This window comes from Devosia sp. (assembly GCF_017307565.1).
Taxonomy (GTDB): domain Bacteria; phylum Pseudomonadota; class Alphaproteobacteria; order Rhizobiales; family Devosiaceae; genus Devosia.
This window is the reverse complement of the sequence record NZ_JAFKHD010000452.1, coordinates 1-11,213: the sequence shown is the minus strand read 5'-3', so window position 1 is coordinate 11,213 and position 11,213 is coordinate 1. Positions and strand designations below refer to the sequence as shown.

The window sequence follows — 11,213 nt, the reverse complement described above, 5'->3', positions numbered from 1 at the left end:
CAGCGAGTGGCAGGACGGAAAGCCACAGAAATTCGCCATGGTCTGGATCGATGCGACGAGTATGGAAGTTCGGCGAGCCGAGCAGGTTTATACCCGGCTCGATGCGGGGCATTTCCGGTTTCAGTCCGATGATTTCGAGGCGGTGCTGGCGGTGGATGGCGATGGGCTGGTGAGCGATTATCCGGGGTTGTTTGTGAGGGTTTGAGTTTGCCATCACCCCCTACCGTCCTCCCCCATCTAGGGCGAGAACGGGAGGGGGCGGCGCGCACGGACCTAGCCGATCCGCGCAACCAGCCCGGCAGTTCTAGCCCGCGTTTCTGGCGTTCCCAGGCAATTGGCGACGCTTTCGTGGCCGGGTGAGCCGGGTACAGCCAGCACCTCGAAGGGAACGCTGTGATTGGACGGGCAATAAAGGATTGCGTGACCAGGACTGACAGCCTCGAGGTCGAGCACGGCGCTTGATCGGGTCATGACGATCAGTTGGGTGTCCGCTTCGCTGCGGCGGCGCAGCCAGCTGCCGAGGGCGAGCTGGGTTGGTTCATCAAGACCTTCTTCGATCAGGTCGACCACCACGGGGCGCTCGTCCGTAATGGCCATGGCGCCGAGCACGGCGCGGAGGGCGGGGGTGTCCGTGGCGCCGTCTTCCAGGAACCATTGCAGGTCTGTTGCTGCGGTCTCGGCCATGGTTTCGGGCTCCACACGGTCGAGCGCGACAAAACGGCCGTTGAGCGTTTCGGCCAAGGCCTTGGCGAGGCGCGTCTTGCCGCTGCCGAGGGGGCCGACGAGGTAGGTGACGGGGGCGAGGCGGCGCAGTTCGAACAGTTCGCCATTCCATGGCCAGGGCAAGGTCAGCGAGACGGCCGGCTGGCCGGTGGCGAGATCGGCAAGGCTTGGGACGCGGCCTTCGTCAAGATCGTTGCGCCAGAGGCGGACGCGATCGATGGCGTTGAGGAGGCCGGCGAGATTACCCTCGAGTCTTGTCTGGTGTTCGGCGAGCGCCGTGGTCAGGCCGCGCCGGTCGCCCGAGAGTACGGCGGCGATCTGGGCAAGGCTGAGGCCCAAGCCGCGCAGCGCCACGATCTCACGGACCTGGGCCATCTGGTCACGGCCATAGTGGCGCCAGCCATTGGCGCTGCGAATGGGCGAGACAAGGCCGCGCTGCTCGTAGAGGCGCAGGGCCTTGGCGGAAATGCCGAGCGCGCGGGCGGCCTCGGCGGGCGAAAAAACCTGGTCGGGATGGGTCAAGGAATCACCTTTTCTGTTGACCCTTGTACCCATCAGGGCGGCCCCAGGGGCCGGGTCAAGCCCCGTCAACGCGCTGTCACCAAATCGGCCTATCCCTTTGGTGTCAGCACGGCATGGAGCGAGGCATGTTCCACCTCACCCGGCGCATTCAGACGGTACTGCCCCTGGCCTGGATTGTCGCCGGGCTGGCGGAAAGTCTTGCGCTGCTGATGGCCTCTTCGGTGATCGTGCTCTGCTGGCTGGTGCTGAGGCATCTGCGCATCGTGGGGCTGGTCGGGGTGGCGCCCTGGGCCAGCGTCGGCTTTGCCCGCCATGTCATGGTCGATGATCTCCTGCGGCTTGCCGGGCGCGTCGTCATCAGCCCGCTGCCCTATCTCGTGGGCGTGCAAATGCGCCATTTCATCCTCGCTGCGCTCTAGAATCTTTCTCTCGGCGCTTTTCCGATCCCTCTGCCTCTGATAGGCCAAGGCCCAAGTTTCGTATGCCTTTCGGAGCCTGGCCATGACCACTGACTTCAAGACCCTCAACGAACTCGACCTTAACGGCAAGGTCGTGCTCCTTAGAGCGGACCTCAATGTTCCCGTGGCCGATGGCAAGGTGAGCGATGCGACGCGCATCGAGCGTCTGCTTCCCACCATTCGCGAAATCATGCGCCACGACGGCAAGGTCGTGCTGCTTTCCCATTTCGGTCGCCCGAAGGGGAAGGTTGATCCCGAATATTCGCTCGAGCAGGTCTGCTCGGCCGTTGCCGATGTCACCGGCCATCCCGTGGGCTTTGTTGCCACCGACTGGAACGATGTTTCCGCTGCCAAGCAGGCGATTGACGAAGCGCCCGCGGATGCCGTTCTGGTGCTCGAAAACACCCGTTTCCATCCGGGCGAAGAAGCCAATGATGTCGAATTGGCCAAGCGCATGGCGAGCCTGGGCGATGTCTATGTGAACGACGCCTTTTCCGCTGCCCACCGTGCCCATGCTTCGACCGAAGCGCTGGCCCATCTTCTGCCCGCCGCGGCCGGTCTTGCCATGCAGGGCGAACTCGAAGCTCTCGAAAAGGGTCTTGGGAAGCCGAAGAAGCCGGTGGTCGCGATTGTCGGCGGCGCCAAAGTGTCGTCCAAGATCGACCTGCTCGAAAACCTCGTGACCAAGGTCGATGGGCTCGTCATCGGCGGTGGCATGGCCAATACTTTCCTCTTCGCCCAGGGCCATGGGGTCGGCAAGTCGCTGTGCGAGAAGGATCTCGCCGATACCGCGCGCCGCATCATGGACAAGGCCGACAAGGCCAATTGCGCCATCATCCTGCCGGTCGACGCAGTTGTATCCTGGCACTTCAAGGCCAAGTCGCCGACGCGCCTTTATGGCGTCGATGCTGTCGATCCCGATGGCATGATCCTCGACATCGGCCCACAGTCCATCGAGCGCATCAATGGCGCTATCGACGATGCGCATACCGTGATCTGGAACGGCCCGGTCGGCGCTTTCGAAATGGAGCCGTTCGACGCGGGCACCGTGGCGATTGCCAAGCACGTCGCCAAACGCACCCATGATGGCCACCTGATCTCGGTTGCTGGTGGTGGCGACACAGTCAGCGCGCTGGCCCATGCCGGGGTCAAGGATGCCCTGACCTATGTGTCGACCGCCGGCGGCGCCTTCCTCGAGTGGATGGAAGGCAAGCCCCTGCCGGGTGTCGACGCTCTCAAGAAGTGAAGCCCCAAGGGCTCGTCATCCGGCCCGCCGGGCCGGATGACATTCTGCCGCTGCAGCGGCTCGACAGTGTCGTGCCCGACGATCCCGACCGCGCCAGGGCCATTGCCCGGTGGGTTGAAAGCAGCGCCTGCCTTTGCGCAACCAGAGATGGTGTTCCGGTTGGTTATGCGGTGATCGGCCCGCACTTTTTCGGGCAGCCGATCCTTGAAATGGTGATGATTGACCGATCTTGCCGCGGGCAGGGCATCGGGCGGGAATTGATCCGTCGGGCGATGGCCGAAACGGCGGGGCCGGTGCTCTGGGCCTCGACGAACCAGTCCAACTTGCCCATGCAAGGGCTTCTTACCGAACTCGGCTTTGTGCGCAGCGGCTTCGTCGAGGGTCTGGATGAAGGCGACCCCGAGCTGATCTACCGGCTTGGTCTGCGCTAAAGCCCGCGCTCCTGAAAACTTCGTTGGAACCGACAGAATTCTCTGCGCTTGATATTTGCGTGGGGGCAGGGAAGCGCCTATATCTTGCTGGCTGCCCGGCGCGTGAGGACACACATATCCCCGGGGCCTTAATCGATCCTAAGGGAGCTGTCCCTGACCGGGCCCGTGGGCTCGGACATACGGCGCCCACCTACGTAAGTAGGTTCCCGGGATCGCAAGTCCCACGGCCAGGGCGGCGCCTATTCTTGCCAGGGATATCCAAAGACAGGCGCTGATGGTGGAAGACGGAATAGAGGCCGAAAAGGCCCTCCTGCGCAGGACGGCCCGGTCGCGCCGCGAAGCCCTTTCTCCCGAATTTCGCGCCGAGGCTTCGAAATCCATCTCCTTCCAGTTCTTCGACAAGGTCGCCTTCGGCCCCGAAGACGCCATTGCCGGCTATTGGCGCATTCGCGACGAGGTCGACTGCCAGCCCATTCTGGTGCGCCTGATGGACAGCGCGCAGACGGTGATCCTGCCGGTGGTGACAGGGGCCGAAGAGCCGCTGCAATTCCGCATCTGGGGCGCCGACGCGCCGCTCTACGAGGCCGGTTTCGGCACGCTCGCCCCGTCCGACCTTGCGCCACGCGCGGAGCCCGACCTGATCCTCATGCCTCTGCTGGGGTATGACCGGACCGGAACCAGGCTCGGCTATGGCGGGGGCTACTATGACCGCACGCTGGCCGCGATGACCAAACGCCCCATGCTCGTCGGGCTCGCCTTTTCGGCACAGGCTCTCGAGCACATTCCGCGCGAAGCGCATGACGTTCCGCTCGATGCGGTCGTCACCGAAAGCGGTGTCGAATTCTTCGAGGCTCACATATGAAACTACTCTTTCTGGGTGACGTGGTCGGCAAGTCCGGCCGCGATGCCGTCGCCGAGCGCCTGCCGGGCATCATCAGCACCTATGGCTTCGATTTCGTCGTCATCAATGGCGAGAATGCCAGCCATGGTCGTGGCCTTACCGAGGCCCATTTTCGCGGCCTGCGCGATGCGGGCGCCGATATCGTCACCCTGGGCGACCATGCTTTCGACCAGCGCGAGGCGCTGACCTATATCGAGCGCGAAAACACCCTGATCCGGCCGATCAATTTTGCCCCCGGCGCACCGGGCCGTGGCGCCATGATGGTCGAGGGCCGCAATGGTCATCGCGTTCTCGTGGTCAATGCGCTGGGCCGGGTCTTCATGCAGCCTGCCGATGATCCGTTCCGCGCCGTCGAGGCCGCCATTGCGGCAGCGCCGCTCGGTGAAGTCGTCGATGCCATCATTGTCGATTTTCACACCGAGGCGACCTCGGAAATCCAGGGCATGGGCTTTTTCCTCGACGGCAAGGCCACGCTTGTCGTCGGCACCCATACCCACATTCCGACCTCCGACCAGCGCATCCTGCGCGGCGGTACGGCCTTGATGGCCGATGCCGGCATGTGCGGGGACTTCGACTCCATTATTGGGGTCGATGCGGAGGAGCCGCTCAACCGTTTTCTGACGGGGATTCCCAATGGCAGGTTCACCCCGGCCGAAGGGGAGGCGACGCTTTGCGGCGTGGCGGTGGAAACGGACCCCAAGACGGGGCTGGCACGGAAGGTCCTGCCGGTGCGGATCGGGGGAACGCTCAATCAGGCATTTCCGGATTTCTGATTGGCATTGGCGCGCTGGTGATTTGACCAGGGCGTGCCACAAACGCGATGCGAGACGGCAAGGGATGGGGCTGCCTGCGCAGAACCGGAGGTGGCGCCAAGCCGCGCACCCTTCCATTTTTCCGCTTTGCCCCCTATAAGCACCGCCGAAAATCAGAAAATCCGAGGTACCGAATGGCCGGCCATTCCCACGCCAAGAATATCATGCACCGGAAGGGCAAGAGCGATGCCGCCCGCTCGAAGGTCTTCTCCAAACTCGCTCGCGAAATCACCGTGGCAGCCAAGATGGGCATGCCGGACCCGGCCTTCAATGCGCGTCTGCGCCTGGCCGTGACCAATGCCCGCGCCCAGTCCATGCCCAAGGACAATATCGACCGCGCCATCAAGAAGGCGCAGGGCAGCGACGGCGAGAACTATGACGAAATCCGCTATGAAGGCTACGGCCCGGGTGGCGTTGCCGTCATCGTCGAGGCGCTGACCGACAATCGCAACCGCACCGCTTCGAACGTGCGTTCCTACTTCTCCAAGAACGGCGGCGCCCTGGGCGAAACCGGTTCGGTCGGCTTCATGTTCGATCGCGTCGGCGAAATCACTTATCCGGTCACTGCCGGCTCGGAAGACAAGGTCATGGAAGCCGCCATCGAGGCCGGCGCCGACGATGTCGAGAGCGATGAAGACGGTCACTACATCTACACCTCCTTCGAAGCGATGGCGGAAGTTTCCTCCGCGCTCGACAAGGTGCTGGGTGAAGCTGAATCGGTGAAGGCCATCTGGCGTCCGCAGAACCAGACGCCGATCGACGCCGAAAAGGGCGCGACGCTGATGAAGCTGATCGCCACGCTCGAAGAAGATGACGACGTGCAGAACGTCTATTCCAACTTCGACATGTCGGACGAAGAAGCCGCCAAGCTGGCCGGCTGATCGAGCGGACAATAGGCAAATAGCTGAAAGCGATAAGGGCGGTTCACACCGCCCTTTTTCATGCCGATTTTCTGATGTCTACCTGGGGCTGATCCAGCGTGTGGACGATAGCGGCCTGGTTACGGCCGGAGCGCTTGGCTCCATAAAGCCGCTGATCGGCAATGCGGAACAGTTCGGTGAAATTGGTGCTCTGGGCGAAGACCGCGCCGCCGATGCTGACTGAGAGCATATAGGCGTCGCCGCGCGGAGAGAATTGAGCCAGTTGCACGGCCCGGCGCACGCGCTCAGCCATCTGCTCGGCGGCATTCTGATCGACGCCAGGCAGGAAGACGCCAAATTCTTCGCCGCCCATGCGGCCGATAAGATCGCCGGCGCTCAGCACCGAGCGGATCGAACGGGCAAGGATGGTCAGAGCCTCATCGCCGGCATCATGGCCATAGAGATCGTTGATGGTCTTGAAGTTATCGGCGTCGATAATGAGCAGCGCTCCGGTGCGAGGGCCTTCATCGGTCGTCAGCTGCGTTTCGACCCGGGCGGTAAAGGCTCCGCGATTGAGGCAGGAGGTGAGGCTGTCGGTGCGGGCTACGAGGCCCAGCCGGCGATTGGTGATGGCTAGCGACCGAATGCGCATGGAGAGGAAGAAGAAGAGCGGGATTGCCATCAGCAACGGCAGGATGATGGCTGACGCCATGGCGCGCTGCAGAGCTTCCGGACCGAGATCTGAAAAACTCACCGCATTATAAGTCAGCGCGACGATCACGCAGGCCAGCGGGCCGAACAGGGTCCATCTGGCGACGCTGGACCAACTCTGCAGAGCACTGACCGTGCGCGGTGACATCATCCTGGTGACCTTTTGCTCGGTAAGTGGTGGGAGTAGAAGCGCTGGAAAACGGACCTTTAGGCTGCCTGGGGAAGGGCCACGCGATCGCGGCCCTGTTGTTTGGCGCTGTAGAGCCATTCGTCGGCGGCTCGATAGAGTTCCCTGAAGGGAGCGGGGCGGTTGTGATAGGCGCCGCCGATACTGACGGAAAGCGGGCAGGCCACGCCTTCCGGGGTGAAATCGATGTGATTGATGGATCTGCGAATTTCGTCGGCCATGCCTTCGGCGCGGCCAAGGTCGGCATCCGGCAGGTAGACGCCGAATTCTTCGCCGCCGAGACGGCCTGAAAGGCCCCGGCGACCGACGGTCAGTTCCAGAGCATGGGCAATGTCGCGCAGCGCCTCATCGCCCTGGTCGTGCCCAAAGCGGTCATTGACGGACTTGAAGTGGTCCGCATCGATGACCAGCAGTACGCCCTGTCGATGTGGGCTCGCGCAGTGTTTCTCGACAGCGGCGGTAAAGGCGCGGCGGTTGAAAAGTCCGGTCAGGCCATCAAGCGTTGCCAAGCGGCCCAACTGGTCGTTGGCATGGCGCATTTTCTCGGTGCCGATGGCAAAGATCAACGTCATCGGACCGCCGAGAGCTATCGGCAGGATGATGGCGATGACCAATCCGGGCAGGTTTACCCCAGCCGAAAAGGTGCCCATGAACACCACGGTCGCAACCACTGAGGCTGCGACCGAGACGCCCATGATCAACAATGTTTTTCGGTAAATCCAAAGCCACGCCTGCTTGGGCAGCGCGGTTTCCAGCCCCGTCATCGTGTGAATCAATGTCCCTGCGTCCACGGGCAAACTAGGGGGCTGTTTCTGAATACCTCGTTTCCGAAAAAGGTAAATTTTGAGCTATCTCAGCTGGTTACAGAGGGAGTGTGTCCGCTGTCACATTTTCCTGTCCGGATTGGGCGAATGCGGTTGAGAGTTTCTGTTTTGTTCACTTTGGCCTTGGTACGGTTGCGGAAACTGCTAGAAGGATCGCCATGAGCAAGTCCGTTCGAATCATCGGCATCGACCCGGGCCTGAGGCGCTGTGGCTGGGGGATTGTCGACGCTGTCGACAACCGCTTGAGCTTTGTGGCTGCCGGCACGGTCACCCCGCCGATCGATGGACTGCTGGCCGACCGACTGGCAGCGCTCGCTGCCGGACTCGCCGAAGTGCTGGCGCTGCACAAGCCCATCGAGGCGGCCGTGGAAGAAACCTTCGTCAATGCCGGCGCGCGTTCGGCGCTGATCCTGGGGCAGGCGCGCGGCGTCGCTCTGGTCACCCCGGCACAGCACGGGCTTTATGTCGCCGAATACGCGACCAATCTTGTGAAAAAATCCGTGGTCGGCACCGGCCACGCGGAGAAGAAGCAGGTGGAACTGATGGTCAGAACCTTGCTCCCTGCCGCCACCTTCAAGGGCGCCGACGCGGCCGACGCCCTCGCGATTGCCGTTTGCCACGCCCATCACCGGGTCTCGGCACGCCGCATGGGAGCGCTTCTATGATCGGCAAGCTCAAGGGCATGGTCGACAGCTTTGGCGACGATTGGGTGCTGATCGATTGTGGCGGGGTCTGCTACGAGGTGCACTGTTCGAGCCGCACCCTTCAATCGCTGCCGCGCGTTGGGGAAGCGGCGGTGGTCTTTATCGAGACCATTTTGCGCGAGGACCTGATCCGTCTTTTCGGCTTTGCGACGGAAGCGGAGAAATCCTGGTTCCTGCTGCTCACCACCGTGCAGGGCGTGGGCGCCCGCGTGGCCCTGTCCATTCTCTCGGTGCTGACCCCCGCCGAACTTTCGAGCGCCGTTGCGCTGCAGGACAAGGCGATGGTTGGGCGCGCCAATGGGGTGGGCCCCAAGCTGGCGGTGCGTATCGTCACCGAACTCAAGGGCAAGGTGCCGGCCATCGGGGCGATCGATGCGGGCACGCTTGGTCTGCAAACGGCGCTGGGGGAAGGTGTTGCCAAGTCCAATGTCGCCGATGCCGTCTCGGCGCTGACCAATCTTGGCTATTCGAGCGCCCAGGCATCTGCCGCGCTGGCCCGTGTCGTTGCCAAGGAAGGCGAGGATGCGGCGACCGAGAAACTGATCCGGCTGGGTCTGCGCGAGCTCAGCACCTAGAGCTTGCCGGCGGAAGCGGTTATTCGTGATCCATGGACGGCTGGAGACGAGGCCGATCCGGACAACCCGCTGCCGCGCTGCCGTGAATGCAATTGACTAGGATGAAAGCGTGACCGAACTCACTTCAGCATCTGCCGGCCGCGACGATAATCTCGACGTTTCGCTGCGCCCGTCCGGCTTTGCCGATTTTGTCGGCCAGGCCGATGCCCGCGCCAATCTCGAGGTGTGCATCGAGGCCGCCAAGAAGCGCGGCTCCGCGCTCGACCATGTGCTGTTCGTCGGCCCGCCGGGTCTGGGCAAGACCACTCTGGCGCAGATCATTGCCAAGGAACTGGGCGTCGGATTCCGCGCTACGTCTGGCCCGGTGATTGCCAAGGCGGGTGATCTTGCGGCGCTCCTCACCAATCTCGAAGAGCGCGATGTGCTGTTCATCGACGAAATCCATCGTCTCAATCCGGCCATCGAGGAAGTCCTCTATCCCGCGATGGAAGATTTTCAGCTCGATCTCATCATCGGCGAAGGTCCGGCGGCGCGCTCGGTGCGGATCGATCTCGCCAAGTTTACGCTGGTCGGGGCCACGACCCGCGCGGGGCTGTTGACGACGCCACTGCGCGACCGCTTCGGCATTCCGGTGCGACTCAATTTCTATACGCCGCAGGAACTGGTGAAGATCGTTACGCGCGGCGCGCGGTTGATGGGCACGCCGATGTCGCCCGACGGGGCGATGGAGATCGCCCGACGCTCGCGCGGCACGCCGCGTATTGCCGGGCGGCTCCTGCGGCGCGTCATCGATTTTGCGCTTGTCGAAGGGGTTCCCGAGGTCAATAGCGCGCTGGCCGACAAGGCGTTGTTGCGGCTCGATGTCGATGCGCGCGGGCTCGATCAGCTCGACCGGCGCTATCTCAACACCATCGCCGATTTCTACAATGGCGGTCCGGTGGGCATCGAGACCATTGCGGCCGCGCTCAGCGAGCCGCGCGATGCCATCGAGGAAATTGTCGAGCCCTATCTGTTGCAGCAGGGTTTTATTCAGCGCACGCCGCGTGGCCGCATGTTGACCTCCATTGCCTTCCAGCACCTGGGCAAGGTCGTGCCGCAGGGCTTTGTCGGCCTGCAGGCGAACCTCTTCGAGGATGCCGGGGGCGAGGACTGATCCATGGCGCGTCGGCTGCAGCGCCTGTTCCATAGCCTCGGTGCCCATAGCTGGATCGACGAGCATGGCATTGTGGTGCGCCGCTATAGTCCGGCGCTGCCCAACTGGCCGGTGGGATTGCGGCCGCGGATCGCTATGCTCAGCGACTTCCATTTCTCCGAGCCCTGGACCGGGCTCGAGGCGCTTGAGGCGATTGTCGACAAGACCAATGCGCTGGCGCCCGACATCGTGCTCCTGCTCGGCGATTTCGAAGAAGGGCCGCGGTTCAGCCGCCCGGTGCCGCCCCATGATTGGGCAAAACGGCTCGCGCGGCTGCAGGCGCCGCTTGGGGTGCATGCTGTCTTCGGCAATCACGACTATCCGCGCTTTGCGCGCAAGCGCCACAAGGCCATCGTGGCGCCCGAAGCGCTGCGCGCGCTGAAAGAAACCGATATCGGCACCTATGTGAACGAGGCCGTGCGGCTGACCTGGCAGGAGCGGCCGTTCTGGCTCGCCGGGCTTGGCGATCAGATTGCCGAGCATGCCGATGGCAGCCGCCTCGCCGATCTCGATGGCACCCTTGCCCAGGTGACCGACGATGCGCCGGTGATCCTGATGGCGCATGAGCCCGATATTTTTCCCCATGTCCCCGAGCGCGTCGCCCTGACACTTTCGGGCCATGTGCATCGCGGTCAGATCCGCTTCTTCGGTTTTGCTCCGGTGGTGCCCTCGCGGTATGGCCAGCGCTACCTGCACGGGCATATTGTCGAAGATGACCGGCACCTCATTGTCGGGGCCGGTCTTGGCCATTCCGGCCTGCCGCTGCGGTTCGATGCGGCGCCCGAAATCGTTCTGATCGAGCCTGGAGGTCAAGCGTGACTGCTCGCCACGTCCTGAGCTTTCCCATGGAGGAAGGCCGCTTTAACTATCGCGTTGCCGGCATCATCGTGGCCGATGGCCATGTGTTGATCTGCCGCGAGGACGACGACGACTATGCCATGCTGCCCGGCGGCCGGGTTGAACTGGGCGAAGATAGTCATCTGAGCTTGACGCGCGAGATCGCCGAGGAGATCGCCCTGCCTGCCGAAGTCGGGGCGATGCTGGCGACCTCGGAGAGCTTTTATCGC

Annotated in this window: 15 protein-coding genes and 1 other RNA gene; 13 read left to right on the top strand and 3 right to left on the bottom strand. The window is 63.1% G+C overall.

Translation table 11 applies throughout. The features are described 5' to 3' along the window. Positions 1-205 (top strand): putative glycolipid-binding domain-containing protein (locus tag J0I64_RS19970; RefSeq protein WP_291411560.1); only part of this gene is annotated, 205 nt, incomplete at its 5' end. Positions 206-273: 68 nt separating this feature from the next. Here the strand turns inward: J0I64_RS19970 and J0I64_RS19965 are convergent. Next, positions 274-1,245 carry a MerR family transcriptional regulator gene (locus tag J0I64_RS19965; RefSeq protein WP_291411558.1) on the bottom strand — a complete coding sequence of 324 codons (972 nt, stop codon included), beginning with the start codon at positions 1,243-1,245 and terminating at the stop codon, positions 274-276. Between the two features lie 125 nt (positions 1,246-1,370). Between J0I64_RS19965 and J0I64_RS19960 the strand changes: the two genes are divergently transcribed. The 7 genes from J0I64_RS19960 to J0I64_RS19930 all read left to right on the top strand — a co-directional run bounded on the left by J0I64_RS19960 (position 1,371) and on the right by J0I64_RS19930 (position 5,974). Then, complete coding sequence (locus J0I64_RS19960; protein WP_291411556.1) at positions 1,371-1,664, top strand: hypothetical protein; 294 nt, start codon at positions 1,371-1,373, stop codon at positions 1,662-1,664. An 82-nt stretch (positions 1,665-1,746) separates the two neighbouring features. Beyond that, a complete protein-coding gene (locus J0I64_RS19955) occupies positions 1,747-2,949 on the top strand; it encodes a phosphoglycerate kinase (RefSeq protein ID WP_291411554.1) in 1,203 nt (400 codons plus the stop codon). Next, positions 2,946-3,380 (top strand): GNAT family N-acetyltransferase, encoded by a 435-nt coding sequence (locus J0I64_RS19950; protein ID WP_291411552.1) that lies wholly within the window; start codon positions 2,946-2,948, stop codon positions 3,378-3,380. Before J0I64_RS19955 ends, J0I64_RS19950 begins: the two co-directional genes overlap by 4 nt. An 85-nt stretch (positions 3,381-3,465) precedes the next feature. Beyond that, positions 3,466-3,621, top strand: a non-coding RNA gene (ssrS, locus tag J0I64_RS19945) — 6S RNA. A gap of 33 nt (positions 3,622-3,654) precedes the next feature. Beyond that, positions 3,655-4,242 carry a 5-formyltetrahydrofolate cyclo-ligase gene (locus tag J0I64_RS19940; protein ID WP_291411550.1) on the top strand — a complete coding sequence of 196 codons (588 nt, stop codon included), beginning with the start codon at positions 3,655-3,657 and terminating at the stop codon, positions 4,240-4,242. Further along, complete coding sequence (locus J0I64_RS19935; RefSeq protein ID WP_291411547.1) at positions 4,239-5,054, top strand: TIGR00282 family metallophosphoesterase; 816 nt, start codon at positions 4,239-4,241, stop codon at positions 5,052-5,054. Before J0I64_RS19940 ends, J0I64_RS19935 begins: the two co-directional genes overlap by 4 nt. A 173-nt stretch (positions 5,055-5,227) precedes the next feature. Beyond that, positions 5,228-5,974: a YebC/PmpR family DNA-binding transcriptional regulator gene (locus J0I64_RS19930; protein WP_291411545.1), complete on the top strand. Its 747-nt coding sequence runs from the start codon at positions 5,228-5,230 to the stop codon at positions 5,972-5,974. Between the two features lie 58 nt (positions 5,975-6,032). Here the strand turns inward: J0I64_RS19930 and J0I64_RS19925 are convergent, their stop codons facing one another. After that, positions 6,033-6,815 carry a GGDEF domain-containing protein gene (locus J0I64_RS19925; RefSeq protein WP_291411543.1) on the bottom strand — a complete coding sequence of 261 codons (783 nt, stop codon included), beginning with the start codon at positions 6,813-6,815 and terminating at the stop codon, positions 6,033-6,035. A gap of 56 nt (positions 6,816-6,871) precedes the next feature. Continuing rightward, entirely contained in the window at positions 6,872-7,615 is a 744-nt protein-coding gene (locus tag J0I64_RS19920; protein WP_291411541.1) for a GGDEF domain-containing protein, read from the bottom strand. Between the two features lie 218 nt (positions 7,616-7,833). Between J0I64_RS19920 and ruvC the strand changes: the two genes are divergently transcribed. From ruvC to J0I64_RS19895, 5 genes are all read left to right on the top strand, one after another. Beyond that, positions 7,834-8,340: a crossover junction endodeoxyribonuclease RuvC gene (gene ruvC, locus J0I64_RS19915; protein ID WP_291411539.1), complete on the top strand. Its 507-nt coding sequence runs from the start codon at positions 7,834-7,836 to the stop codon at positions 8,338-8,340. After that, a complete protein-coding gene (gene ruvA, locus J0I64_RS19910; protein WP_291411537.1) occupies positions 8,337-8,954 on the top strand; it encodes a Holliday junction branch migration protein RuvA in 618 nt (205 codons plus the stop codon). The genes ruvC and ruvA overlap by 4 nt, the downstream gene beginning before the upstream one ends. Before the next feature lie 109 nt (positions 8,955-9,063). Next, a complete protein-coding gene (ruvB, locus tag J0I64_RS19905) occupies positions 9,064-10,107 on the top strand; it encodes a Holliday junction branch migration DNA helicase RuvB (RefSeq protein WP_291411535.1) in 1,044 nt (347 codons plus the stop codon). A gap of 3 nt (positions 10,108-10,110) precedes the next feature. Continuing rightward, on the top strand, positions 10,111-10,965 hold the full coding sequence (locus tag J0I64_RS19900) for a metallophosphoesterase (RefSeq protein ID WP_291411533.1): 855 nt from the start codon (positions 10,111-10,113) through the stop codon (positions 10,963-10,965). Further along, a partial coding sequence (locus tag J0I64_RS19895; RefSeq protein WP_291411531.1) for an NUDIX domain-containing protein occupies positions 10,962-11,213 on the top strand: 252 nt, incomplete at its 3' end. The genes J0I64_RS19900 and J0I64_RS19895, both read left to right, overlap by 4 nt.